22 protein-coding genes and 1 tRNA gene are annotated in these 26985 nt (G+C 55.7%); 18 read left to right on the forward strand and 5 right to left on the reverse strand.

From position 1 onward, the window contains the following. Positions 1-31 precede the first annotated feature (31 nt). From G518_RS0129890 to G518_RS0129900, 3 genes are all read left to right on the forward strand, one after another. Positions 32-108, forward strand: a tRNA-Val gene (locus G518_RS0129890). 271 nt (positions 109-379) lie between these two features. Next, positions 380-934 (forward strand): GNAT family N-acetyltransferase, encoded by a 555-nt coding sequence (locus G518_RS0129895; protein WP_028605603.1) that lies wholly within the window; start codon positions 380-382, stop codon positions 932-934. A gap of 435 nt (positions 935-1369) precedes the next feature. After that, positions 1370-3436, forward strand: a complete 2067-nt coding sequence (locus G518_RS0129900; protein ID WP_156909604.1) for a hypothetical protein — start codon at positions 1370-1372, stop codon at positions 3434-3436. A 360-nt stretch (positions 3437-3796) separates the two neighbouring features. Here the strand turns inward: G518_RS0129900 and G518_RS0129905 are convergent, their stop codons facing one another. Next, a complete protein-coding gene (locus tag G518_RS0129905) occupies positions 3797-4660 on the reverse strand; it encodes a LysR substrate-binding domain-containing protein (protein ID WP_028605605.1) in 864 nt (287 codons plus the stop codon). 168 nt (positions 4661-4828) lie between these two features. Between G518_RS0129905 and phnD the strand changes: the two genes are divergently transcribed. The 10 genes from phnD (at position 4829) to G518_RS0129955 (ending at position 15530) form a co-directional block, all read left to right on the forward strand. Beyond that, positions 4829-5707, forward strand: a complete 879-nt coding sequence (gene phnD, locus G518_RS0129910; protein WP_028605606.1) for a phosphonate ABC transporter substrate-binding protein — start codon at positions 4829-4831, stop codon at positions 5705-5707. Further along, positions 5704-6531, forward strand: coding sequence for a phosphonate ABC transporter ATP-binding protein (gene phnC / locus G518_RS0129915; protein ID WP_028605607.1), 828 nt, complete (start codon positions 5704-5706; stop codon positions 6529-6531). Before phnD ends, phnC begins: the two co-directional genes overlap by 4 nt. Further along, the gene (phnE, locus tag G518_RS0129920) at positions 6528-7343 is read left to right on the forward strand and encodes a phosphonate ABC transporter, permease protein PhnE (RefSeq protein WP_028605608.1); all 816 of its coding nucleotides are present in this window, start codon (positions 6528-6530) and stop codon (positions 7341-7343) included. Before phnC ends, phnE begins: the two co-directional genes overlap by 4 nt. Then, positions 7344-8585, forward strand: coding sequence for a phosphonoacetate hydrolase (gene phnA, locus G518_RS0129925; RefSeq protein ID WP_028605609.1), 1242 nt, complete (start codon positions 7344-7346; stop codon positions 8583-8585). A gap of 8 nt (positions 8586-8593) precedes the next feature. Next, entirely contained in the window at positions 8594-9703 is a 1110-nt protein-coding gene (gene psrA / locus G518_RS0129930; RefSeq protein WP_028605610.1) for an iron-containing alcohol dehydrogenase PsrA, read from the forward strand. After that, a complete protein-coding gene (phnY, locus tag G518_RS0129935; RefSeq protein WP_028605611.1) occupies positions 9700-11145 on the forward strand; it encodes a phosphonoacetaldehyde dehydrogenase in 1446 nt (481 codons plus the stop codon). Before psrA ends, phnY begins: the two co-directional genes overlap by 4 nt. 299 nt (positions 11146-11444) lie before the next feature. Beyond that, positions 11445-11801 (forward strand): PRC-barrel domain-containing protein, encoded by a 357-nt coding sequence (locus tag G518_RS0129940; RefSeq protein ID WP_028605612.1) that lies wholly within the window; start codon positions 11445-11447, stop codon positions 11799-11801. A 139-nt stretch (positions 11802-11940) separates the two neighbouring features. Then, the gene (locus G518_RS37650; RefSeq protein ID WP_051237558.1) at positions 11941-12513 is read left to right on the forward strand and encodes a tetratricopeptide repeat protein; all 573 of its coding nucleotides are present in this window, start codon (positions 11941-11943) and stop codon (positions 12511-12513) included. Positions 12514-12636: 123 nt separating this feature from the next. Further along, positions 12637-13656, forward strand: coding sequence for an Lnb N-terminal periplasmic domain-containing protein (locus G518_RS0129950; protein WP_342663792.1), 1020 nt, complete (start codon positions 12637-12639; stop codon positions 13654-13656). Then, complete coding sequence (locus tag G518_RS0129955; protein ID WP_342663793.1) at positions 13653-15530, forward strand: esterase/lipase family protein; 1878 nt, start codon at positions 13653-13655, stop codon at positions 15528-15530. The genes G518_RS0129950 and G518_RS0129955 overlap by 4 nt, the downstream gene beginning before the upstream one ends. Before the next feature lie 102 nt (positions 15531-15632). Here the strand turns inward: G518_RS0129955 and G518_RS0129960 are convergent, their stop codons facing one another. From G518_RS0129960 to G518_RS0129975, 4 genes are all read right to left on the reverse strand, one after another. Continuing rightward, a complete protein-coding gene (locus G518_RS0129960; protein WP_028605615.1) occupies positions 15633-16235 on the reverse strand; it encodes a nitroreductase family protein in 603 nt (200 codons plus the stop codon). Positions 16236-16367: 132 nt separating this feature from the next. Then, positions 16368-16880, reverse strand: a complete 513-nt coding sequence (locus tag G518_RS0129965; RefSeq protein WP_051237559.1) for an anthrone oxygenase family protein — start codon at positions 16878-16880, stop codon at positions 16368-16370. 36 nt (positions 16881-16916) lie between these two features. Continuing rightward, on the reverse strand, positions 16917-17471 hold the full coding sequence (locus G518_RS37655; RefSeq protein ID WP_156909605.1) for a Crp/Fnr family transcriptional regulator: 555 nt from the start codon (positions 17469-17471) through the stop codon (positions 16917-16919). 48 nt (positions 17472-17519) lie between these two features. Then, on the reverse strand, positions 17520-17780 hold the full coding sequence (locus G518_RS0129975) for a DUF2789 domain-containing protein (RefSeq protein WP_028605617.1): 261 nt from the start codon (positions 17778-17780) through the stop codon (positions 17520-17522). A 627-nt stretch (positions 17781-18407) separates the two neighbouring features. Here G518_RS0129975 and G518_RS0129980 point away from each other — a divergent pair. Genes G518_RS0129980 through G518_RS37665 form a run of 5 tightly spaced genes read left to right on the forward strand, consistent with a single transcriptional unit; the run spans position 18408 to position 26916 of the window. After that, positions 18408-19901 carry a mannose-1-phosphate guanylyltransferase/mannose-6-phosphate isomerase gene (locus G518_RS0129980; RefSeq protein WP_028605618.1) on the forward strand — a complete coding sequence of 498 codons (1494 nt, stop codon included), beginning with the start codon at positions 18408-18410 and terminating at the stop codon, positions 19899-19901. 4 nt (positions 19902-19905) lie between these two features. Next, positions 19906-20709 (forward strand): ABC transporter permease, encoded by an 804-nt coding sequence (locus G518_RS0129985; protein ID WP_028605619.1) that lies wholly within the window; start codon positions 19906-19908, stop codon positions 20707-20709. Further along, positions 20709-21923 (forward strand): ABC transporter ATP-binding protein, encoded by a 1215-nt coding sequence (locus G518_RS0129990; RefSeq protein ID WP_028605620.1) that lies wholly within the window; start codon positions 20709-20711, stop codon positions 21921-21923. The genes G518_RS0129985 and G518_RS0129990 overlap by 1 nt, the downstream gene beginning before the upstream one ends. Continuing rightward, on the forward strand, positions 21920-23182 hold the full coding sequence (locus tag G518_RS39640; protein ID WP_084652398.1) for a class I SAM-dependent methyltransferase: 1263 nt from the start codon (positions 21920-21922) through the stop codon (positions 23180-23182). Before G518_RS0129990 ends, G518_RS39640 begins: the two co-directional genes overlap by 4 nt. A 14-nt stretch (positions 23183-23196) precedes the next feature. Further along, entirely contained in the window at positions 23197-26916 is a 3720-nt protein-coding gene (locus G518_RS37665) for a glycosyltransferase family 4 protein (RefSeq protein ID WP_051237560.1), read from the forward strand. The last annotated feature ends 69 nt before the right edge of the window (positions 26917-26985 follow it).

A 26985-nucleotide genomic window follows, 5' to 3' on the forward strand; every position in this document is an offset into this window, starting at 1 on the left:
CTATGCTATACTCGATGGCTTCGAATCTTTCAGGCGCGTAGCTCAGCTGGTTAGAGCACCACCTTGACATGGTGGGGGTCGTTGGTTCGAGTCCAATCGCGCCTACCAACTAACCATTGGTATAAAAGCCTTCTAGGTCAATGACTTAGGAGGCTTTTTCTATGGGCGGGGGTTTTGTCACCTCATCGATGAACTCCGCTTCGTGGGCATTTCCAGGTCTCTAGAAGCTCTCGCAACATGCCTACTGGACAAGTAATTGCGGGAATATCCCGCATTTCGGAGTACTACAGCATGCGGCCGAGCATCCCATCTTGACGGGCATGTGCGTTGGAGCAATGGGCTAGACTTCGGCCGTCGACCAAAAGGTGGCCCTCCAAAAATGCCCTTTCCCACACTAACAACGGATCGATTGATCCTGCGTCAAACGAGCTTGGCTGATGTGGACAGTCTGTTCCGCATGTTTTCAGATCCTGCCGTTGTTGAGTTCTATGACATCGAGGCACTTCAGAACAGAGTGCAAGCCGAAGAAATTATCGATCTTCATCACAGGCTTTTTGAAAGCAAGCGGGGCGTTCGCTGGGGTATTGCGTTACGTGAGTCCGGAACGCTAGTTGGGACTGCCGGCTTTTTCGGGAAAATTGAAGCCTATTCGTCTGCGCTCTTGGGCTACGACCTTTCTCCTGTGCAATGGAGAAAAGGAATTATGGTCGAAGCGTTGCGCGCTATTTTGAACTATGGCTTTTCCCAGTATGGGTTGAATCGCATTCAAGCCACCACAGACTTGGATAGCTCGCGTTCGATTGCCACACTCAAGCGGGTGGGCTTCCAAGAAGAAGGCGTTCTTCGCGAGTCCGGTTTCTGGAAAGGGCAGTTTCACGATGTCCGCTGCTTTTCATTGCTTCGCTCCGAGTGGACAACAAATCGGCCCCTATGAGGCAAATCCCGCATCGCTCGCCAGCAGCACCGAGGCACTTATGGCGCATCACGAATCTACGTTTTACCCGCCTCGGTCTGCTACCGCTCACGGGCGTGCCAACATGGAGCCGACGCTCTTATTCATCGCTGAAGATGCATTTCAGATCACCGGCTTCGGTTCCATTCTTGTCCCTGCTCCATCAGCAGATGCCGGTGGCCAACACTACGCGTCGGCGACCCGATCCTCTTGCCGAAAGCTATCGCCCAGGAACAGATCTCGGTAGGTATCTGGGTTCTCTGATTGCACGCGCGGGTGTTGACTAACCCGTCGCTCCAGCCGGCTGCCTCCCGCAGCGCTGAGTTTCAACAGTAACTCGTATTAATCCGAGAAGTATTAAATTTATATAAATCTAATAATGCTACGACAAAAAAATCACTCGTTACTTCATCTTTATTGTTGTTTGCTTTCGCGGCAATCATTTCTTATGCGTTGCACAAACCCGCCCTGACGGAGTTGTCTAAAAATGGGCTGTTGTGGCCGATCACTTCGAGTCATCAAGAGGGTATAAGTTTATCTACATATGGGAAATGGTTCTTTTATGCGCCGTACCACTATCTAACAGATGCATTTTCCGGTCAAATTCAGGTATTTTATAATTTTGCATCTGATTTGATAATAAATGGATTGGCAAAGCTTTTCTCAGGACCTGCGGCAACAGTGCAGGCAACAATTTATGCGCCCTTGTTGTCATTCTCATTTATTGTTTTAGGATTTCTATCTTTAAACTCGGTATTTAATAACAAGGCCTTATCGTTAGTAATAACATTAGTGGCTTTGCTTGGATCTAACTCCTATCCATATGCATTGGCGAGTCGAGAATGGGCAGGTATTGACGCATTGCTTCATGTTCCGTTCCATGCGCTAGGGCTGGCTACGGGGCAAAGTCTTGGCTGGGTGCTTTTTATACCTGCGATATGCACTTTATATAAAGCCAGAGAAACCAATAAATATTCCTGGATGCTCGCTAGTGGCGCCGTGCTTGGATTGTTATTTCACGTCCACACATTGACATTCATAAATATTTTTTTCATTCATGTTTTTTACTCGATTTTTGAAGTCGTAAAAAATGAAAAATCAAAAAATAGAAAAATATGCATTTTTGTATTTTATACGGCTGCCATTTTAATCACATTTTTCATTAATAATTCGCGAATGAGCTTGGGAAATGCGTTGATGCTGGGCATCGGGTTCACTATTGCAAATGCATTGATTGAGAAGAAGTGGAAATTCTATTTCGTCACCTATGCCACGTCAATGATTGTGGCGCTCCCATTTATATGGTATTTAATAAGCCATAGGCATCAATTGCCAATAGATGCGGCAACGGGCTCCGAAATTGGCCCAATTGAATTGCTGAAGTTCTATTGTCTATATGTAGTTGCTTTGATGGTTTTGGTTTTTGTAAAAAAAGATTCGAATATATCAAATTGGCTGTTTGCGGTTTTTTTTGCCACTCTATTGCTAAGCTTCAATGCGTCCTGGGGATGGGGCAACCATCCGTACAGGTTTGCCATTCATCTCATATTCCCGCTTTCTATTGCACTTGGTTGGTGTATTTTTATAAAATCTCATGTGGTTGTGAGAGCTTTATTGGCTATTTGGCTGATCATAATGATCGGAGCCAACGCGTATGATGTATTTAACTGGAAGAGAATATATCAAAACTACACAATAGGCACAGTGCAAGAGGCGGAATTTTATAAATCCGTGCACAGCAATACAAATTCCAATCCAGGGCTAATAATCAATCCACCGGAATTTCAATACCCAATTGGATCGACACAGTCTGCCATGATATTGAGTTATTCGAGCAATCCAGGGCTAATACCTGACTATCGATATATGCTTGAAAGTTCGATATTCAAAAACAGGATGGATATATTTTGCAACTTATTTCCAAGTTACCCGCATTTTAATTACCATACAGGACTGCGTTCGTGTGGTATACCATTTGATGAATCGTCAGTTGTCATGAAAAATCAGTACCTTAAGAACACAATACTGGATCTATATTCTGTAAGGCATGTGGCTTCTGCTGGAGAGCCATTCGGAGGGATAGTCAGGTCATCAATTCAGAAGTATGGATGGCGAACTATAGCTACCGCCCCGGGAGGATTTGAGCTTGTGGAACCTCGTATGCTTGAGAAAGATGACGTTCTGCGATTGCATTTTTCATTTGCCAGCGATGGAAAAAAATCGATTAAGACGACGGTCGAAAAATCAGGGGCCTACACGTTAGTATTGGCCAGTAGAAATCTAGATGATCTAAATACGTCGGAAATATTAAAAAACGCAAAAATCAAAGGCCACTGGCTAGTAAATTCTTCGAATTTAGATGCTGGCCATCAAGACATTCCATTGAATGAAGAGTTAATTGATTTAATTTCAAAAGATGGAATATATTTTATTGCGTTAATTAATTCGAAAAAGATTAATGAATATTTCGAAATTAATTTTTAAATATTTATCGAATTCGAGATTTTTTTGCGGCATCTAATAAATGCTCATTGATAGCGAATTTTTGATGTTGCGCTCGTATCCCCGTTCCCTTTCAAACGGTCCTCCGCTGGGTGCTGGGTTTCTTGGTGGGCTTCGCCTGTTGGCCTTGCGCTGTATTTCGCGCTGCGGCTGCCCACGACACTGCGCTATTTAATTTTTTAGACACGCACGAAGGCCCAAAAAGCCAGTCATAGCAGCTAATAGGCCGAGTCCCCAACTACCTAACGCTGGCGCCGCCGCGGACGACATTCTGGTCGGTGAGAAGCCTAACTCACGTATCTACGTTTAACTGGCCTCGCTCTGCTGCCGTCCGCCGCAGGCCTAGGAGCCGCTCCCAATAATTTCAAAAAAAGCACGGATCAATCGCATGTCGCGACGTTCGGCCAAGCAGACTACGTGCGCGTAGGTTTTAATTTGAACGTCATTGATGCGGACAGCGTGCAAGCCCGCGCCAGGCACGTATTCGACTTCAGACACTGCTGCAATCCCCAAGCCCTGTACGACAGCTTCGCGGATGATCTCTCTACTGGCGACTTCCATCACCACGGTCGGTTGAACGCCTGCTCCCTTCAGGGCCAACTCGATAGCCTTGCGTGTGGTGGAGCCCTGCTCGCGAAGGATGAGTTTTTCACCCTGAAGCTCCACAGTGCGAATGCTGCGCCGACGCGCAAATCGGTGTTCTGCATTACAGAAGATCACGATAGGGTGCTCGCTGTAGGGTACTGAAACAAAGCGCTTGTCTTTAAGCACTTGCGCGAGCACGCCGACGTCAGCTGAATAATCGAGCAGGCGGGTCAACACATCCTCGGAGTTGCCGGTGCTCACCGAGATGTTGATGGCCGGGTAGTGGTGGTTAAAGGCCGCCAGCATCTTGGTGACATGCGAGGGACCTACCGCAGCCACGCGCAGATGCCCTGAGCGCAATTCCCCGGCGTCCCGTAATACCTGCACAGCCTCCAGCTCCAACCCAAACATCTGCCGAGACAGCTGCAACAGGCGTTCGCCAATTTCCGTGGGCCGTATGCGCCGCCCAGTGCGATGGAAAAGCTCCACCTTATACAGCTCCTCCAGCTGCCGGACCTGTGTAGTCACCGTGGGTTGGCTCACATGAAGAGATTGCGCGGCCCGCGTGAAGCTGCCTTCTGTCGCCACGGCATGGAAGGACCGTAACTGTGTCAAACGCATGACATTTGCCTCCGTGTTATCCCGGGTGAACTATAGGTTAAATGAATGAAATGGTGAAAAAAATTGAATTTGCCAGATAGTGCTGTAGCGCCGACAGTAGCGGCATGCGTCGAGCCTAGCGCGGCATACGCACAAAAGAGGTTCACATTCAACCCATAGGAGACTCCCATGAAATTCACGCGCCGATCTGTGCTGGCTGGCACATCGATGTTGCTGGCTCCACCCCTTTTGAGTCTGGGCGCCGCCGCTCAGACGGCCAACGTCCTGAACGTGGGCCTGATTCCTTCAGAGGACTCGCGAGCCATGATCTCCAACAGCCAGGCCATGATGGATATGCTGTCCAAATCGCTGGGCATGCCCGTCAAACCATTCGTGGCCGCGGACTACAACGGTGTGATTGAGGCCCTGCGTTCCAAGCGGCTCGATGTGGCCTACCTGGGCCCGTTCTCGTATGTGATGGGAACGACCGTGGCTCCCATTGAGGCCTTCGCCGTAGCCGAGACCAAGAAGGCCGGTCGGGCTTTCTACCATTCGCTAGTCATAGCCCGTAAAGACAGCGGGATCAAGACCGTGGCCGACCTCAAGGGCAAGACCTTCGCCTTTGTAGACCCTACCTCCACCTCGGGCCACTTGTTTCCCAAAGCTGGCCTCATGAAGGACGGGTTCAACACAGAAAAGGACTTTGGCCGGGTCATCTTCTCGGGCTCGCACGACTCAAACGCCGTGGCAGTTCAGAACAAGAAGATAGACGCCGTGGCGATTGCCGACCGCATTCTCGACGCTGCTATCGCCAAGGGTCTGGCCAAGCGCGAAGACTTGGTGGTTGTCTGGAAGTCGGACCCAATTCCCGAGTCACCCACTGTGTGGCGAAGGGACCTTGATCCGGTGCTCAAGAAGCGGGTGCAAGCCGCCTTCCTGGATGTGAAAGACATCCCTTGGTCGGATCAGGGAATGCTCAACGGCTTCCACCCTACCAACGACAAGGCCTACGACATCATTCGCGAGACGGCCAAGATACTTAACCTCGATTTGAAGGCCATGAAATGATCAAGATCCGTGGTCTGAACAAGCGCTATGGGGACTTCGATGCGCTGAAAGGCATCGATCTGGACGTGGCCCCCGGAGAGTTCCTGGTCGTCCTGGGCCCCTCGGGTGCCGGAAAGTCGACTCTGCTGCGTTGCGTCAACCGCCTGACTGAACCCACGAGCGGTGAGATCCACATCGACGGCCAGCGAGTAGAGCGAGGCGGCAGGAGCCTGCGCGCGCTGCGCCGTCAGGTGGCGATGATTTTCCAGCACTACAACGTGGTGCCGCGCCTGTCGGTGCAGAAGAACGTGTTGACGGGCCGCATGGGCGCTGTGCCTGCGGTGTTGTCGTGGTTCCAGTGGTTCCCGCGCAAGGACGTAGCCATCGCGCTCGAATGCCTGCGACGCGTGGAGTTGCAGGAAAAGGCCGAGCTGCGCACTGACACCCTCTCGGGTGGGCAGAAGCAGCGGGTGGGCATTGCCCGCGCGCTGGCGCAGCAGCCTAAGGTCATTCTCGCCGACGAGCCCGTCGCCAGCCTGGACCCGAAGACCTCGCGCACGGTGTTGAACTACCTCAAGCAGGCCAGTCGCGAGTTGGGTATCACCGTGGTTTGCAACCTGCACCAAATCGATTACGCGCGCGAGTTCGGCGAGCGCATTGTGGGTGTATCAGGCGGGCGCATCGTCTATGACGGTGGGCCAGAGGGTCTCACGGACGAGGTGCTGCGACGAATCTACCCCGGACTTGACGAGGGCGAAGACCGGAGCCGCGTCACAGCTGTCTCGTCGGTCAGCGCCGCTGCGCCGGCGCTGCGTCAATTGGAACTTGAGGAGGCAGGAGCATGAACGTCGGTTCTTACACCTTTTTAGTGGCCCGACCTAGCGGCGGGCTCGGCTGGTGGCCGCGCATCGGCATCAGCGCGCTATTTCTCAGTGTGTTGTGGTGGGCAGCGCAAGGCGCTCAAGTGAGCTTCGGTGAGCTGGGTAAAGGCCTGCCGTGGATCGGGGATTTCATGGGGCGCATGCTGCCACCCAATTGGGCGTTTCTGGACAAGCTGATCGGCCCTGCGATTGAAACTGTGCAGATTGCCGTGTGGGGCACCCTGCTAGCAGTGATCCTGGCGGTGCCAGTATGTTTCTTCGCAGCGCGCAACCTTACGCCCAACGTCGTGGTCTACCAACTCACGCGGCAGCTTTTCAACTTCACGCGCGGCGTCAACGAGATCATCCTGGCGTTGGTGTTTGTGGCCGCCGTGGGGCTGGGGCCGTTTCCGGGTGTGCTGGCTCTGGCGGTGCATGGTGCGGGCATGCTTGGAAAATTCTTCGCTGAGTCTATTGAAGAAATTGACCAGGGGCCGATTGAGGCATTGCGTTCCACTGGGGCTGGTCCCATTCAGACCATCATTTTTGCAGTGCTGCCCCAAGTGGTGACCGCATGGATCGCTGTAATTCTCTATCGCTTCGAGACCAATCTGCGCCAAGCCACCGTGCTGGGCATGGTTGGGGCGGGCGGCATCGGTTTCGAACTGGTAGGCAGCATGAAGCTGTTTCAGTACCAGGACACCGCTACTTGCATCGTAGTGATCATCGCGATGGTGATGGTGGCCGACTACATCTCGACCCGGCTGCGTGCCTGGATTCAAAAAGGAGCCCGTTAAATGAATGCCGTTATTGATACCGTGCAGGCCAATGGTCGGCACTACGCCTGGCCAGTTCAACCCGTCGTTGTGGTCTGTGTGGATGGTTGTGAGCCGGACTACGTGTCGCAAGCCATTCAGGCCGGAGTCGCGCCCTATCTGGCACGTATGGTGGCACAGGGCAGTTCGCTGACCGGGGATTGTGTGGTGCCCAGCTTTACGAATCCGAACAATGTGTCCATCGTGACCGGAGTGCCCCCTTCGGTGCATGGCATCTGCGGCAACTACTTCTACGATGTAGCTGCTGACCGCGAGGTCATGATGAACGACCCTGAGTACTTGCGCGCCCCCACGCTGCTGGCTGCCTTTGCCGATGCCGGCGCGCTGGTGGCCGCCGTGACGGCCAAGGACAAGTTGCGCACCATGCTTGGCCATGGCCTCAAGGGCATCTGCTTTTCGGCCGAAAAGGCTGACAAGGCCACACTGGCCGAGTGCGGCATTGACAACGTGCTGGAGTTGGTTGGCAAGCCTGTGCCCTCGGTGTATAGCGCTGATCTCAGCGAGTTCGTTTTTGCAGCCGGGGTGCGCCTGCTGGAGACCCGACGCCCTGATCTGATTTATCTCTCCACCACCGACTATGTGCAGCACAAGTGTGCACCCGGTACACCGGAGGCGAATGCGTTTTACGCGATGATGGACAGTTACCTCGCCAAGCTTGATGCGCTGGGCGCGGTCATCGGTCTCACGGCCGACCATGGCATGAGCCCAAAAACTGATGCGGCGGGGAACCCACGCGTCGTCTACCTGCAGCAGGAGTTGGATGAAAAACTAGGTGCTGCCAGCACGCGGGTGATTCTTCCCATCACAGATCCGTACGTGGTGCACCATGGTGCGCTCGGCTCCTTCGCGACCATCTACGTGAATGCCGGTGCCACGCTGGAAGGCGTGAGTAGTGCGCTGAAGGCCCTGCCCGGCGTGGAGGTGGTTCTGACTCGCGAGCAGGCTGCACAGCGCTTTGAACTGGCGGGTGACCGCATTGGCGATCTAGTGGTGGTCTCGGACCATCTCACAGTACTGGGCACCAGTGCCGCCCGGCACGACCTGAGCGGCTTGACTGTGCCCCTGCGATCGCATGGCGGTATCTCCGAGCAGAAGGTGCCTCTGCTGTTCAATCGCCCCCTGCAGGGCGTTGAGCCTAGTCGGCGCCTGCGCAATTTTGACGTGTTCGACCTTGCGCTGAACCACGTTCCTTCCCCAGCTTAGAGGTCGTTATGACACATGAATACTTCAACCCCGTACGCACCGTCTACGGGGCAGGGGCACTGTCGTCTCTGCCAGATCTGATGGGGGGGCGTCGGGCACTTTTGGTCACCTTTCCTGAAGCCCGCGAGCTCGGTTTGGCCGCACGCATCGAAGCTCTGCTTGGCGACCAACTGACTGGGGTGATCGACGATGTGCGGCCCAATCCTGACGTGGCCGAGCTGGATGCGCTGTACAACGCCTTCTGGTCCGGTGGCAGTGCAGGGGCTGACGTGATCATTGCGGTGGGCGGTGGCAGCGCCATCGATACCGCCAAGGCTCTTATGGTGGCAACGCCTAGCGGCCGCTTCAGTGAACTGGTGACGTTGCTGGCCTCTGGCACAGCTTTTACGCCGCCACATGCTAAGACACTGATTGCCGTGCCCACCACCGCCGGAACCGGTAGCGAAGTGACACCCTGGGCCACAGTGTGGGACCGCGAAGCGCAGAAAAAGTACTCGCTGCATCTGCCGCAGACCTGGCCCACCATAGCGCTGATCGACCCCGAGCTCATGTTGTCGTTGCCCGCATCGGTCACGCTACAAAGCGGATTGGATGCGCTGTCGCACGCGCTGGAATCGATCTGGAACGTGAACGCCAATCCCGTGTCCGACACCTTTGCCGTGGCTGCAGTGCATGAAATTCTTGAGGCTTTGCCGCAGCTCATGAAACACCTGGATGACGTAACGCTTCGTGGGCGCATGGCCCTGGCGGCTCTGAAAGCTGGTATGGCGTTCTCGAATACGCGCACTGCCTTGGCGCATTCAATCTCTTATGAGATGACGCTGCGCTATGGCCTGCCGCACGGCATCGCCTGCAGCTTTCCACTGCCCATGGTGTTGGAGCGGGCCATCGGCCAGAGTCAGGAGCGCGACGCCGTGCTGAAGCGCGCACTAGGCGAGCTGTCTGACGCACCCGGGCGGCTGGCGCGTTTTATCGAGCAACTGGGTGTGCGAACGAGTTTTGCGGACTATGGGGTGAGCGCCGACCAGGCACGCCAGTTAGTGGCCTACGCACTGACAGGCGCACGCGGCAAGAACTTCATTGGAACCACGCAAGAATCACTCAAGGAGGCAGCATGAGTTGCATCATGGAAAGCGCGGACTTCCGCGCGGAGGCATTGCGCATCGGCGGTGCCAGGGTGCGCACCGCGCGCACGATTGATGTCATGAACCCCTACAGCGGAGAGCGGGTGGGCACAGTGGGGATGGCCAGCGTGGAGGATGTGCGTCGGGCGATAGACATCGCCAAGGCTTATGTTCCAACGCTGTCGCGTTACGAGCGCTCGGCCATTCTCAATCGGGCCGCTGTGTTGCTGCGTGAACGTACGGAAGAGGCGTCGAATATCATCACAGCGGAGTCGGGCTTGTGCAAGAAGGACAGCCTCTACGAGATCGGGCGAGTGGCCGATGTGCTGAACTTCGGCGCCAACGAGGCCTTGCGCGACGATGGTCAAGTGTTCTCCTGCGACCTCACTCCGCACGGCAAGAAACGCAAGGTAATCACCATGCGCGAGCCGTTGCTCGGAGTCATTACGGCGATCACGCCCTTTAACCACCCCATGAATCAGGTAGCGCATAAGGTGGTGCCAGCCGTGGCCACTAACAACCGCATGGTGCTCAAGCCTTCGGAGAAGGTGCCTCTGTCGGCCTACTATTTTGCCGATCTGCTGTACGAGGCAGGCCTGCCCATGGAGATGCTGCAGGTGGTGACTGGTGATCCCCGGGAGATTGCTGACGAGCTGCTGACCCACCACCATGTGGACTTGGTCACCTTCACGGGTGGGGTATCGATCGGCAAGTACATTGCTTCGAAGGCGGGCTACCGGCGCATGGTGCTGGAGCTAGGCGGTAATGACCCGCTCATTGTGATGGACGATGCTGACCTGGACAAGGCCAGCGACTTGGCGGTACAGGGCTCGTACAAGAACTCGGGCCAACGCTGTACAGCGGTCAAGCGCCTGCTGGTGCACGAGAAGGTAGTGACCGAATTCACCGAGCGCGTCGTGGCCAAGACCCAGGCATGGCGCTATGGCAACCCCATGGACAAGACTAACGAGATGGGGACGGTGATCGATACGGCGGCAGCGCGCCACTTCGAGACGGTCGTGAATGAGGCAATCGCCCAAGGCGCACGCCTGCTGGTGGGCAATGCGCGCGAGGGGGCTCTGTATTCCCCCACTGTGCTGGACAACGTGCGGCCGGAGATGACTGTGGTGCGTGAGGAGACCTTTGGCCCCGTGTCTCCCATCATCAGTTTCTGCGATATTGACGAGGCAATCCGGATCTCCAACGGCACCGCGTATGGGTTGTCTTCCGGCGTCTGCACCAATCGTCTGGACGATATGACCCGATTTGCCAAGGAGCTTCATGTTGGCACAGTTAACCTGTGGGAAGTTCCCGGTTACCGGATCGAGTTGACACCGTTTGGCGGCATCAAGGATTCGGGTCTCGGCTACAAGGAAGGGGTGCAGGAGGCGATGAAGTCGTTCACCAACTGCAAGACCTTCACTATGCCTTGGTAACTCTACGCATGAATGCATCGATGAAGTAGTGCCCTGACATATCCCGCGCGACGTCACTGATGGAACACAAATTGCTGCTAAGGCGTCGCTCGCGCAGGGTAGGGTGCATATATCCCCTGGGCGGTGATGCTTGATAAGGAAATTGTCGCCACGCCCGCTTGGATCATGTCCTACGTTGTTGTGACGATGATGCCTACCCCGGATGGGGGGTGGGCTGGATAGCATGAAAGCATGGAGCAACCCAAGGCTTAGCAAGCCTTGGATTTGCCCTTTCAACCCAGGCTATACAGGAGCGCCACATGACTATGCCCAACACAATTTCCAGCGTTATTTCTTCAGATCGCGTTCAAGGAACGAACGTTTACAACCCCGAAGGAGAGAAGCTAGGTTCCATTGAAAACCTTCAAATTGACAAACTTTCGGGGAAGGTGCGCTATGCGGTTATGGAGTTCGGTGGATTCCTGGGTATGGGTACCGATGTATATCCCCTACCTTGGGAAACGTTGAAGTACGACACTGGCCTTGGAGGCTACGTGGTGGGGCTGACCAAGGATCAACTTGAAGGCGCTCCGCGTTATGGACGGGCGGTTCCCCAGGAGTACGATGAAGCTTATGGACGCCGTGTGAACGAGCACTACGGAGTTCCTTGGATCTAACGACAAGTCCTTCAGGACAAATTCAACGGCCCGCCTCGTGCGGGCTTTTTGTCGGACTCCTTTTGGTGAGGTATCGTTGCGTGGCGGTTTGCTCCTGAGGGTTGCGCTGCTGTCCGTTGATCTGGAGATTGAACACTCAATGCGAATTAGAAGATCATTTGCCACTTTGGCGTTTGTAGTAAGCGGCATTTTGATGCCTGTCTTTGTGGCGCATGCAACCGGGAGCCAAGCTCCAACGGTGGTGGATGGGCCCTCGCTTGACCGGATTTTGAGAGCTGCTGATCAGGGCAATCCACAAGCGCAACTCGCTGCGGGTGACGCGCATATGCTGGGAGAAGGGGGTATTGCCCAAGACCGCAAGCAGGCTTTGGTGTGGTACAGGAAAGCGGCACTTCAAGGCCACACACCCGCACAACGCAGGCTTGGCTATCTTTACAGCAATGGCGAAGCAGTAGAGCGAGACGAAGCAGAGTCGCTGCGTTGGTATCTCATGGCTGCAGAGCTTGGTGACGCTCAGGCGCAGCGTGTTGTTGGCCTGATTTACGGCAAGGAAGGAAATCTCCACGAGGCCTATTTCTGGACATCTCTCGCTGTTCGAAAAGGAAATCTTGAAGCGGTCAAGGCCAAGGACTACATCGCCTCAAAACTCTCGACGCTACAGAAAGCGGAGGTTCAGAAACGTGTGGCAGCTTGGAAACCTAAGCCGAGCTAGCTTGACTTATTTCAACCGAGGCCCGGCCGTGAGGATCTTCGGGAGTCCAAAGCCCTCGCATCGCGCACCGGTGGTCTTTGTTCGACCCAAAGTCGTCGATTTTTGCGATGATCTGCATTGATGATGAAATTTTCGAAAGCGCTGGGGCGATGCCTGCTGACCTTGCTGGTTCTGCTGACCGCGGCCTGGGTGGTGCTTGCGCTGCACTACTGTTTGCCTTGGTCACCGGTCGGCAAGCTCGCTGCTTGCGTGCTGTGGGGCGCCTTCGCGTTGGCCGCTATCGCGCTGCTGTGGCGTGGCGGCGTTGGCCGGGCGCTGCTGGCTTATGGGGTGGCTTTCGCCATGTTGCTGGGCTGGTGGGCGCGCATTGAGCCCTCGGACAGCCGCGCCTGGACTGATGATGTTTCGCGCCACCTTCAGGCCAGCCAGGCAGGTAGCGTAGTTACGCTGGGCAATGTGCGGAACTTCGACTGGCGTGGTGACACCGATTACACGCCGCGCTGGGAAAGTCGGCGCTATGACCTGGATCGGCTGCGTTCGGTGGACGTCGCGCTTTCGTACTGGATGGGTCCAGCTATAGCCCATACGCTGGTCTCGTTCGGTTTCGACGACGGGCAGGGCGGTACCGAGCAGGTGGCCTTTTCCATCGAGATCCGCAAGGAACGGGGAGAGTCATTCTCGGCCATCGCCGGATTCTTTAAGCAGTTCGAGCTTAGTCTGATCGCCGCCGACGAGCGCGATATCCTTCGAGTGCGAACCAACGTGCGGGGCGAAGATCTCTATCTGTATCGCGTGGCCATGCCGCCTGCAGCCATGCGATCGCTGTTTCTGGCCTACATCGCCGAGGCCGACGCGCTGGCGCGCCAGCCGCGCTTCTACGACACGCTTACAGCCAACTGCACCACCATCGTCTATGAGATGGCGCAGACTATCGTCGGCGGCCTGCCCTTGGACTGGCGACTGCTGGCCTCTGGTTATCTGCCCGAATACCTGAACGACGTAGGTGCCCTGGTCCCCGGCCATGCGCTGTCCACGCTGCGCAGCGCAGGCCGTATCACCGATCGCGCGCAGGCAGCCAATGCCGACCCGCGCTTCTCGCAGGCTATCCGGCGTGGTGTGCCAAGCATAGAGGCCACCCCATGATGCGCCGCGGTGTGGCGGGACTGGCGTTTCTCGCTGCCGTGGCGCTGCTCGCTGGCTGTGCCGGCGTGACCGTCACTTCCGTCTCGCCGGTCAAGTACATCGCCGAGCGCCGCGGCGATGCGCTCACCACAGGCAGGCTGAGCGAGACGGCGCAGGAAAGCCTGCGCGTGGTCGGTATCGAGGATTGCCGCGAGCGACCCGTCGCCTGCCGCGAAACCTTGCTCGCCTCGGCGGGGCTCAGCGACGAACAGCGGCTCTCGGCCTTGGCCGAACTGTGGATTGAGGCCGCGTTGGCCGCCGATGCCGCGCAGGTGCCGGAGGACATCGCCCTGGAGGCCTGGCTGGAAACCGCGCGGCATGCCTACGCGTACCTGTTCCACACCACGCGCCGGCCAGGCCAACGTGCCTTCGAGGACCGGCAAACCCAGGTGCGCGACTATTACAACTACGCTGTGCAGCGAACGGTCACCCGGCTGTTCCCCAGCTTTAGAGCGAGCCCCGAACTGATAAACGGCGCGCCGATTGGCGCAGGTGGCTGGCGCGTCGAGGCACATTCGGGCGACTTCGAATTGACCGAGGTCACTCACTTGCCCGAGGAACTGGTTGCCGCCTCTTCATTGCGTTTTACAGGTTTGCGAAATACCTACCGGCGCGACGGTTTCGGCTCCGAACTGGTAGCGGTGATGTCGCCGCCCGGGTCGGGCGTCAGCGCGGAGCAGCCGTTCGATGAGATGCGGTTTCCGGTCTTTACGGCGTTGCTGTCGTTCGAGGGCCGTACGCTGGCTGAGGTACTGGCCACACGCCAAGCCAAGGTGGTGCTGTATGACCCATACCGGAGCGCTCAGGTGACGCTGGCTGGCGAAACGGTGCCGCTGGCCGCCAACTTCACTGCAGGCTACGGTTTGTGGCTGGCTCGCTCAGGATTTGCCAGGCAGTCGCTGCGCACCCTGTTCGGCATGGCAGACGGCATCGTACGGCCGCGCATCGAAATGATGCAGCCCTACGACCCGAATCGGCGCACTATTGTCATGCTGCATGGTCTGGCCAGTAGCCCAGAGGCCTGGATCAACGTGGCCAACGAAGTACTGGGCGATGAACTGCTGCGTCGCAACTACCAGATCTGGCAGGTTTACTACCCTACCAATGCGCCGATCGCGCTGAACCAGAAGACCATTCGTGAGGCGTTGCTGCAGACGCTGGCTCATTTCGACCCTGGCGGACAGGCGCGCGCCTCACAAGAGATGGTGCTGGTGGGCCATAGCATGGGCGGCGTGTTGGCGCGCCTTATGGTGTCGTCAGCCGGCGACAACTTGTGGCCTACGCTGCCGGTTTTGCCGGACGGCACAGATGAATCGGGCCGCGCCGAGCGCGTGCGTCAGCGGCTGACGCCCTATCTGGCCTTTGAGCCGCTGTCCCAGGTCACGCGCGCGATCTTTATCGCCGCACCACATCGCGGCACACCGTTCGCGGGCAATGAACTGGTGCGCCGCCTCGCAAACTTCTTGACCCTGCCCTTGGCCATGCTGGAGTACCTCGGCGACATCAACGCGATGTTTACCCGGCCCGGGCCAAACGGCAACGAGCCTGGGCTCCAGCGCATTCCGAACAGCATCGACAACCTGCGCGACACAGACCCGTTTGTGCGAGCCGCGGCCGAGCTACCGATCGGCCCGCATGTGCGCTACCACTCCATCATCGGCCAGTCCGACCCCAAGTTGCCGCTGGTGGATTCCAGCGACGGCATCGTGCCTTATGGCAGCGCGCACCTGACGGGCGCCGCATCAGAGCGCGTGGTGCCATCGGGGCACAGCGTGCAGGAACACCCGCTGGCAATCCTTGAGATTCGGCGCATCCTGCGAGAACAGTTGCAGTGACTGGTACGTTGCTAGCGTTACCCGCTTGTAGTTATGGCGCTGGCGTGATGCGTGTTCTTGTAGGTCGTCGGTTACAAGCCCGACGACCTTCCGGGATGGCGCTCAGCGAATCGTTTTGAATCGCGCTTCGTCCGCGATGAACGTTTTCTCGGCGAATGGTTTCTCGTTAGAACCGAAGGGCATCTGTGCGCGCAGTTTCCATGCAACAGGTATGTCCCAGGTGCGGCTCACTTCCGCATCAATTAGCGGCGCGTAGTGCTGCAAGCTGGCTCCTATGCCGGCTTCTGCCAATGCGGTCCAGACGGCAAATTGCGCCATGCCAGCAGAGTGTTCGGAGAAGATCGGGAAGTTATCGGCATACAGCGGAAATTTTTGCTGGAGTTCCTTGAGCGTGTCTTGATCTTCATAGAACAGCACCGTGCCTGCACCAGCTGCAAATGAATCCATTTTCGCGTCGGTGGATGCGAATGCATCTGCCGGCACCATGGGGCGCAGCGTTTCTTTGGTAATGTTTTTCCAGAGCTTCTCGCTGGCTGCACCGAAAAGTATGACGGCGCGCGAACTTTGGGAATTGAATGACGACGGCGCCAGACGGATGGCTTGGCGAATGAGGGCGTCCACATCTGCTTCTGGCAGGGGCAGATTTTTTCCCAGTGCGTATTGGGTGCGGCGCGCGGTGAAAAGGGCGATGGCGTGATGGCTCATGAAGGTGCTTCTAAAGGGATGAAAACCCTGTCAATATATTGCACTGCAACAAAATTTGCTTTGCCTAAGGGTTTTCAGTTTCGCCACCGGCAGCATTGGCATTTCCTTGGAGTTCTGCACGATCTAAGAGCGTCATCCACGCCGCTCGTCAATCAGGCGCAAACTTAACAAGCCAAGGCTGACGGCAAACAGAATCGTGCTCAGGAAGGCACGCACAAGATTGGCTCGGTTCCAGGCATCACGCGTCTCATTCCAGTCCATTGGTAGCGTGGCTGGGGCCCAGGATTCGATGAAATAGTTCAAAGGCAGATTCACTTCCCGGGTGAAAAGCACAATGCCCAGCGCATACGCGAGCACCACGCCAGCATGAAGCCCCCACCACCTGCGCCTGCATTCCTTGCAGGCACTCAGCAAGGTGAGCGAGCCGAGAATCAACGGGCCAAAAAAGGCGGAGAAAAATAGAGCGTGTCGAACGTTCCTGTTGAGGGCTGATTGCATCAGCGCATAGGTGGGACCGTCTAGCTCGTGCGTGGCAAGGTTGACATTGGCGCTATAAGTGGCAAAGAAGCCGGCCATTAGCCCGAGGACGAAAACAGTGGCGGCTTGCAGAAACAGGGAGAATTTTCGCGAAAGTAGGGCGTTCATGGGCGCCCAATGTAGGGGCCGCTATGGCGTGCCGCCTTAACCCTGGTTCAGGCGACGGCGGATGCGTGAAAGCGCTACGTCAGTAACACCCAGGTAGGAGGCCAATTGTCGTAGTGGGATACGCTCGGCCCAGTCGGGATGCTGAAGTTTCAAATCTTGGTAGCGTTGGGTCGCTGTACGCTGCAAGAAATGCTGCTCGCGCTGCATCTTTTCTTGCAACAGATTAGCTAACACGCCGCGCTCGAACGTCTGCCAACGCGCAAAATCTTGCACAACCCCCTGCCAGCGAGTCCAGGGTAATGCCCAGACCAGGCTATCTTCCACGGCCTCGACCCAGAACCCGATGGGCTCACTGGCCAGCGCAGGCGTCACCGGCCAGAACAGGGCGCCATCGAGATAGAAGTTCTTGTTGGCAGAGTGGCCGTCGCGGTCCAGATAAAACAGACGCAGAACGCCACGCTCAATCCACCACAGGTTTTCCCATAGATCGCCCGCGCGCATCAAAGCTTCGCCTCTACCCAGAGCAATGCAGCGAGCTTGGCGACTCAATGCATCGGCAGCCGGGGGCAATGGCCCGAGTGTTTCGCTCAAATGGTGAGCCAAACTGGAAGGGCTCGTCAGCACGTTCTGAGGCGGTCGTTAGATCGACTGAGTTTGCCGTTTCACCGCGTCTTCGTGGAGCGACTCGTTCAATTGGTCCACCACTGTGGTCCAGGCCGCATCCGCTTTGATTTGCTCGGTAAGGAACTGGCGCTGCGCCTCATTCCAATAGGGCGCATCTGCAAGGGCGACGTCGCTGTTCAGTTGGTGTGATTTGATGAAATCTGCTATGGCTTGGTCGCTCTCATCCAGCCCGAGCTGAAGGAACAAATTACTCATCCGGGGGACTGCTCTATCCATCAGTACTCCAAAGTTGAAAGCATAGTCACTGGGACCCACTTTCTAGGTCAAAAGTGCATGGTACCGTGCCATGGTATGCGTACTTCCGTACTTTGGAAGTTTTGGTGTCCTGCTCCGGGATTGGTTGAGCAAAAAAGCTCTGGGAGTAGGGGCTCGCCCGAACACTGCACGCGGGCGGTTTTTGGGATTAAAGCCACGCGAATAAGGGATCGTGACGAGACACGGTTGGATGCGCTACAAAGGACAGCTTCCAAGAAATACAGAGAAAAGATCTCTTTTTTCGGGGAATGGAATGTTCTTGGGCAGACCGAATGAAACACGATGTAAAGAGTCGATATCTGCCAGTTCTTACCTGTGTATGGCGCAGGCGAGTGTATTCGGATGGATAGAATCAAAGCGTGTTAAGTACGGATCTGTTCCGGTGTGCCGTGTTGTCTGGTCTTTTTCTCCCTGACGCTGTCAATTCAGTGAGGTGGAGTTTTGATCAGAGGTACTTTAACGAAAAGCCCGAGGGAGCTTTGAAATCCCCGATGTAGTGAAGCGAGGAGGAGTGTTTTTCCTCGCCGCCTAGCCAAATGCATTTCATGTCCGTTGCGCGGGGGGCGAGCGGACATCGTTAATCTTTATATGAAGCATCCTGAACTGATTCCCGTCATCCTATGCGGTGGTAGCGGCACACGCCTTTGGCCTTTGTCGCGTGAGTCCTATCCCAAGCAGTTTTTGGCGCTCCATGGTGCAGGTCAGTCTACGATGCTGCAGCAGACAGCCCTTCGCGTTAAGGGGGTGAATGCCGCGGTTCCGTTATCGGGTCGTCCCTTTGTCATTTGCAATGCCGAGCATCGGTTTCTCACTGCGCAGCAGTTGGCTGAAGTGGGTATTGACCACCCTCGAATAGTGCTCGAGCCCAAAGGGAGAAACACCGCGCCTGCCCTGACACTAGCAGCCCTCGCGGCCTGGTCTAAAGACACCCCCGAAGACGATCCCGTACTGATCGTCATGCCTGCGGACCACGTCATTGATGATGAGCCAGCTTTTTGCCAAGCCGTGGAGACAGCTTGGACAGCGGCTGCGCAGGGCGCCATGGTCACTTTTGGTGTTGTGGCTGACCGCCCTGAGACGGGCTATGGGTACATTCAACAAGCTGAGGGAGACGAAGGCGGTATTCGCTCCATTCGTAGTTTTGCTGAAAAGCCTGATGCGCAAACCGCTCAACGCTATCTGCAAGAGGGCGGATATTTTTGGAACAGTGGTTTGTTCGTCGTGCGTGCGAGTGTGTGGATAGCTGCCATGGAGCGTTTCCGACCAGACATCCTGGTAGCCTGCCGCAGCGCCATGGAAAACGCCACGATAGACATGGATTTCATTCGGCCGGACCCAGAAGTCTTTTCCGCCTGCCCCTCTGATTCAATCGATTACGCGGTGATGGAGCGCCTGCCAACCGACCATGCCAGCGGGATTTCTGCGCGGGTGGTTCCCTTGCAGGCTGGCTGGTCAGACGTGGGTGCTTGGGATGCCCTGTGGCAAGTACTCGACCATGATCTGCAAGGCAACGCCGCCCTGGGTGAAACACTCAGCATGGATTCCCGTAACAGTCTATTGGTCTCCAACGGACGCTTGGTGGTTGGCGTGGGGCTGGACGATGTCGTAGTAGTTGAAACACCTGATGCGGTGCTGGTGGCTGCGAAGTCGCAGACGCAAGACGTTAAAGCGGTGGTTGCCGAGCTCAAGAAACGGGGGCAAGGACTGGCGGAGTCCCACCGGAAAGTGCATAGGCCCTGGGGGTGGTATGACTCCATCGATCGCGGCGAGCGCTTTCAAGTCAAACGCATCGTTGTCAATCCTGGGGCGAGCCTGAGCCTTCAAATGCACCACCATCGTGCTGAGCACTGGATTGTGGTCAAAGGGACCGCCGAGGTCACCAATGGCGAGAAAGTCATGCTGCTTTCGGAAAACGAATCCACCTTCATTCCGATTGGACACGTTCATCGGCTGGCTAATCCCGGGAAAGTGCCACTCGAAATCATCGAAGTGCAATCGGGTAGCTATCTGGGAGAAGATGACATCGTACGGTTCGAAGACACCTATGGCCGAAGCTCAAAAGCCGACGCTGTGAAGGGCTAAAAGCTTGCCTGGACTTCAAATATTCAAGGCGCTGTGGCTGTATCGTAACTTCGTCTGGAGCAGCGTGTTGCGCGAGTTCCATGCCAAGTACCGTGAATCTTTGCTGGGCGCCTTTTGGTCAGTGGCCAACCCGTTGACCATGATCGTCATCTATACCGTTATTTTTGGGCAGCTGATGCGGCCCACTTTGGCCGGTCACGAAAAAACGCCGTTTGCGTTCAGCATCTTTCTGTGCGCAGGGGTGATTACCTGGGGCCTGTTCTCGGAGATGTTGTCGCGCTTGAGCAATGTGTTTCTTGAGCATGGCAACCTGATTAAAAAGGCCAAGTTCCCACGCATTTGCCTGCCGGCCATCGTTACGGTCTCTGCACTTCTGAACTTCGCCATTATTTTTACGCTGTACCTGGCCTTTTTGGCGGTAATTGGTCATTGGCCTGGCTGGGCGCTGCTGGCGGTTATCCCCCTCCTCGCATTGCAAATCCTGTTTGCGCTGGGGCTGGGGATTTTCCTGGGTACCCTCAATGTATTTTTCCGTGACGTTGGGCAGCTCACGGGCATCGTCTTGCAGTTCTGGTTCTGGCTTACCCCGGTGGTGTACACGTTTACGGCTTTACCAGAGTCGGCCCGCGCTGTATTGCAGTACAACCCGCTGATTCCGCTAATAACTGCATATCAAACGGTTTTCCTTGATAAAACCATGCCCCATTTCAGCGCGCTCTGGCCTTTGCTGGTGCTCAGCATTTTCTTTTTGGCACTTGGCGCATATTTCTTCCTGGCTCGTGTGGGCGAACTGGTGGACGAACTCTGATGGGTGCACTCACCGTATCCAACCTCGGCAAAGCCTACAAGCGCTATCCCGGCAAATGGGCGCGAGCACTAGAGTGGTTCACTGGCCGCGAACAGCACCAAAAAACCTGGGTTTTGCGTGACATCAACTTCACCATTCAACCAGGCGAAGCCGTGGGCATCATCGGAGTCAACGGCGCTGGCAAAAGCACTTTGTTGAAAATCATTACCGGCACCACCCAGCCCACGGCGGGGAGCGTCACTGCCCAAGGGCGGGTGGCCGCATTGTTAGAGCTGGGCATGGGTTTTCACCCGGATTTTACTGGCCGGCAAAACGTGTATATGGCGGGGCAACTGCTGGGGCTACGCAGTGAAGAAATCACTGCGTGTATGGGCGAAATAGAAGCTTTTGCAGAGATTGGTAACTACATCGACCGCCCGGTGCGTATGTATTCCAGCGGAATGCAGATGCGCTTGGCGTTTAGCGTGGCCACAGCTGTGCGCCCAGATTTGCTCATTGTGGATGAAGCGTTGTCCGTGGGAGATGCCTACTTTCAGCACAAGAGCTTTGGCAAGATTCGAGAATTCCGTGAACAAGGTACGACCTTGCTTATCGTGTCGCATGACCGCACCGCTATCCAAAGCTTGTGTGATCGAGCTATTTTGCTTGAACGAGGCTTTGTCATCAAAGATGGGCCACCTGAAGAAATCATGGATTTCTACAACGCCCTCATTGCCGAGCGCGAGAACGCTACTGTCGAAGTCAAGCGGCGTGAAGATGGCCGCGTGCAGACAACATCAGGTTCAGGCGAGGCCCGGGTCGAATCCATAGAGCTGTGCAACGAAAAAGGTGAAACCGTCGAGTACGTCAACGTGGGCGAGTCAGTGCGCCTGCAAGTTGAAATCCGCCTGCACGCCGATCTGCCGGAGCTTGTGTTTGGCTACATGATCAAAGACCGTCTGGGCCAGCCGGTGTTTGGCACCAATACGCACCACCTGAAAGTGGAAATGACGCAGTTAAAGAAAGATGAACTGCTGAGGCTGGCGTTCGCCTTCCCCGCCAACATGGGACTGGGTTCGTACTCCGTTTCTACCGCCCTGCATGTGGGCCCAACCCATCTGAGTGGAAACATTGAATGGAGCGATCTGGTGCTGATGTTCAACGTGATCAACCTCAACCGCGCTCCGTTTGTGGGCGTGAGCTGGATTCCACCGGAAGTTGAGTTCCAAAGATGAGTTCAATCGACTTTTATCGTGCATTTGAAGAGCGGTATCGTGGCTCGCGCGAATTGATTCGCAAGCGCCAGGAAGCTTATCTGCCATTTATTGAGCCGTTGCGGGCGATTTATCAACCGACGACTGCCGTGGACCTTGGGTGTGGTCGGGGCGAATGGCTTGAGTTGCTGCAGGGCGCCGGTTTTCAGGCCGAAGGCGTCGATCTTGACGCCGGGATGCTTGCCGCTTGCACGGAACTCGGCTTGTCGGTGAACTTGGCCGAGGCCGTTGCCCACCTGGAATCCCTTGGTGACGAATCTCAGTGCATTGTGTCCGGGTTCCACATCGTCGAGCATATTTCGTTCGACCAACTTCAAGCGCTTGTGATGCACTCGCTTCGGGTGTTAAAGCCGGGTGGTTTGCTTATTCTTGAGACACCGAATCCTGAAAATCTGGTGGTTGGCACCAGTAGTTTTTATCTAGATCCCACGCACCTGCGGCCGATCCCTCCCTTGCTGTTGGCTTTCCTACCCGAGCATCATGGCTTCGCGCGTGTCCATACCGTACGACTGCAGGAGTCGCAGGAACTACACCAGCAAAACGATATCTCCTTGATGGATGTGCTCGGCGGTGTCAGCCCCGACTACGCCGTGGTAGCCCAAAAAGCGGGTGTTCCTGAAATCATGGCTGGCTTTGACGCCGCGTTTGCCACACATTACGGCATCGAGCTGAACGCGCTTTCAGGGCGGTACGATGGCACGCTGCAACGGAGAATGAGTGCGCTGGACCAGCGTATCGCGAACGCTGAAGCACAGGCGGGTGGAATGGTTGATGCCCTGAGGCGCATCACCGCACTGCAAGACCGCCTGCTAGAAGCCAACACACAGCTGACGCGCTTGCAGGAGCAAGAACAGCGTGCCGCAGCTGCAGCAGCGAATGCCAACTATCAACAAAAAAAACGTATCGATGAGCTGAGCTCCACCGCGGACCAATTATTGCAACGTGCTGGCGTACTGGAGGCCGAGCGCGATGCCCTGCGGCAAAGCGCCTCTTGGCGGATCACCGCACCCTTGCGCGTTGTTTTAGCATGGCTTCAGCATTTTGGGCTCGCTTTGAGGGGCGGCGCGAATCGTAGTACTGCGGTGCCCGGTGCGTCTGTGGATTCACTGCAGGTAGTGCGAGTTGATGCGCTCTCAACGCCAAAGTTGGACGACCTCACACCCCATGCCCGCCGGATTCATGCCGATCTTCAGGCAACGATTAAGAATAATAGAGAATAGAGGAGGAACAGTTGATGCGTATCGTCATCGACATGCAGGGCGCACAGACGGAAAGCCGTTTTCGCGGTATAGGCCGCTACACCTTGGCCTTCGCACAGGCGGTGGTTCGCAATCGCGGCGAGCATGAAGTCGTCCTGGCCTTGAGTGGTTTGTTCCCCGACGCCATCGAACCCATTCGAGCGGCATTTGATGGCCTGTTGCCGCAAGAAAATATCCGTCTATGGTCCGCCCCCGGTCCAGTCAGCGCCGAGCACTCTGGTAACGACGACCGCCGTGAGACGGCGAAGCTGATTCGCGAGGCCTTTCTGGCCAGCCTGCAGCCGGACGTGATCCACATCACCAGCCTGTTCGAAGGCTATGCCGACGACGCCGTGACCAGCATCGGCGAATTCGACGCAGATACGCCGGTCAGTGTCACTCTGTACGATCTCATCCCATTGTTGAATCCGGGGCAATACCTCACGCCCAACCCGCGCTACGCCAGCAGCTATGAACGAAAAATAGCGTTCCTGCGCCGGGCCACGTTGATGCTGGCGATTTCGGAACACGCCCGGCAAGAGGGCGTAGATGCGCTGGAGGGGAGCTCTGGCCCAATTACCAATGTCGGCACGGCCATTGGTGATGAATTTCACCCGGTTGACGTCACGCCGGAGCGATCGGAGAGCTTGCTTAACAGGATAGGAGCCACACGCGCAGTAGTGCTCTACACAGGCGGGGCCGACGAACGCAAAAACCTGTCTCGCCTGATCGAGGCCTGGGCGAATTTGCCCGTGTCATTGCGCCAGACCCACCAACTACTCTTTGCAGGGAGAATGCCCCAAAGCAGTGTCGTCGAGCTGCGGCAAATTGCGCATCGCCACGGGCTGCTGGACGACGAGCTGCTGTTCAGTGGCTATGTGAGTGATGAAGAGCTGGTGCAGCTGTACAACCTGTGCAAACTTTACGTATTCCCTTCATGGCATGAAGGGTTTGGACTGCCTGTTTTGGAGGCAATGGCCTGCGGCGCGCCGGTCATCGGGGCCAACACCACCAGCCTGCCGGAAGTCATAGGCCTGGAAGCGGCTTTGTTTGACCCGTTTAAGGTCACGTCCATTCGCGACAAGATCCAGGCAGCTCTGACCGACGAGGCATTTCTAGGCGCGTTACGTACCCATGGTCTCGCGCAAAGCAAGCGGTTCTCCTGGGACGCCACAGCACAGCGAGCCATTGCAGCCTGGGAGGGGGTGGTAGCGTCCACTGCAAGGGGAAAGATCGCTTTGCCCTGCATTGGTGATCACATGCACAAAAATCTGCTCAACGCCATCACTCGTCACCTCGGGGTAGTTGAGGATCAAGCACTGGTTGCGCTCGCTGCGCATCTAGCTCAGAACGAAAATGCTGGTATCGAACGTCAACTGTTGGTTGATATCTCTGAACTTTGCCAGCGCGATGCGGCTACTGGTGTCCAGCGTGTCGTGCGTAGCTACCTTCACCACTTGCTGCGAGATCCGCCTCGCGGTTTTAGAGTGCAGCCGGTATATGCCACACAGACCGACGGCTACCGCTATGCCCAAGCGTACATCGCGAAAATGCTGGATCAGTCAAGGCCAATCGATAAGGACGCACCCATTCGCTGGAAGCGCGGGGACCTTTTCTTCGGACTGGATATGCAGCACCATGTCCAACTTGCGCATGCGGGCACCTACGCCCAAATGCGGCGAGAGGGCGTAATTGTCAAGTTTCTGGTCTATGACCTGCTACCTATCCAACTGGCAGATTTCTTTAAGGACAACAACGCGAAGGCATTGCACGAGCAATGGCTGACGATGATCGCGTCGCAGGATGAAGCGATCTGCATTTCGAAGGCCACCGCCGACGCCTATGAGGATTGGATATCCCGCAACGAGATAAAGGCCGCAACCCGGTTTTCTACAGACTGGGTACACATGGGGGCAGACCTTGAAGGCTCAAACCCTTCTGTTGGTTTACCGCAGGACGCGGCAGGCATCCTGGAGATCCTGAGCTCTCGACCCACCTTTCTCACCGTGTCCACGCTTGAGCCTCGCAAGGCGCAAGGGCAAATTCTCGATGCTGTCGAAGAGCTTTGGGCCCGTGGTACCGACGTGAATCTTGTGTTCGTCGGTCAACAAGGATGGAAAATCGACGCGTTGGTCGATCGCATCGCTATTCACCCTGAGAACGGGAAACGTCTGTTCTGGCTTAAGGGTATTAGCGATGAATACCTTGGCCACGTCTATCAGGCCAGCGCCTGTTTGGTGGCCGCGAGCATTAACGAAGGGTATGGACTTCCACTGATCGAGGCCGCAAGGTACGGCACGCCCGTTATCGCGCGAGATATCCCTGTCTTTCGCGAGGTGGCCGCTGAGTCAGCGTTCTACTTCAACGGCGAAACAGGTGAACAACTGGCCTCTGCGCTACTCGAATGGCTGGAACTTCATCGCAGCGGTAGTGCGCCGCTGTCAATCGATATGCGCTGGTCGACCTGGCAACAGAGTACAGAATCGCTGAAAGCTGCTCTGATCGAACGGCATTATCCTCGGCACCAGCTGTTGGTCGATATCTCTGAATTGGCGCAGCGGGACGCACGAACCGGTATTCAGCGCGTGGTCCGCAGCATTCTGAGTGAGTGGGTAAAACACCCACCTCAAGGGTTCAGTGTGGAACCAGTTTACGCCACCATCGATCAACCGTACCGATATGCTCGGAAATTTACTGCGCGATTCATGGGCGATTCAGAGGTAGAAATTTCCGACGAACCTATTGATTATCAAGCAGGAGATGTCTTTCTTGGACTTGATTTAAATCATATTGTTCCAAAAGTGCATGAAAATTATCTGCGAGGCCTGGATCTCGCAGGGGTTAATGTGCAGTTTCTAGTGTACGACTTACTGCCGATTCAATTTCCGGAGTTTTGGGGGCACACAAACCCGGTCCACCTGGTAGTCGCGGATTGGATGAAACTAGTTGCCAGCTTTGGAGGCGTCGTTTGCATATCGGAAAATGTTGCACACGAGTTTTCAAGTTGGATGAAAAGAAATAACGTAGAGCGCAAAAGAGAAATAAACATTCGTTGGTTTCATCTTGGAGCTGACCACGAAAATTCAGTTCCAAGCCAAGGCCTGCCTGAAAATGCGGACTCCTTCTTGTTGGCCATAAAAAAATGTACGAGCTTTCTTATGGTGGGGACATTGGAGCCTCGAAAAGGGCATCAGCAAGTCCTTGACGCATTTGAGATTCTGTGGAAAACCGAATCAAATATAAGTCTGGTCATCGTTGGGAAGCAGGGCTGGATGGTCGAGGATTTGGTGGACCGTATTCGTACCCATAAGGAATTGGGGAAACGTCTTTTCTGGCTAGACAGCATCAGCGATGAATACCTCGAACAAATCTATGCGTCTAGCAGTTGCTTAATTGCCGCGTCTTATGGAGAGGGCTTTGGTCTTCCATTGATTGAAGCTGCGCAGCATAAACTTCCTGTCATGGCAAGAGATATTCCAGTGTTTCGCGAGGTCGCGGGAGAACACGCCTTCTATTTTGCCTCCGAAAAATCAGAGGAGATGGCAGTGAGTTTGGGAATATGGCTTGCGCTGTTCAATAATGGGCAACACCCAAGATCAGATTTGATGCCATGGTTAACATGGAAAGAGAGTTCCTTGCAACTTGCGCGAATTATTTCCGGCGATTATAAAAATCTAGAGATTGCTCACACATATTCGATAATGAGCGACGCGTAGTTCAGTGAATAAGGCAATGCAAACCGAGGCGTGAGCGCTAGCAAAATTCGTCGCGACACAATTAGTCAA

The sequence above is a fragment of the Ottowia thiooxydans DSM 14619 genome (assembly GCF_000422885.1).
Classification (GTDB): Bacteria; Pseudomonadota; Gammaproteobacteria; order Burkholderiales; family Burkholderiaceae_C; genus Ottowia; species Ottowia thiooxydans.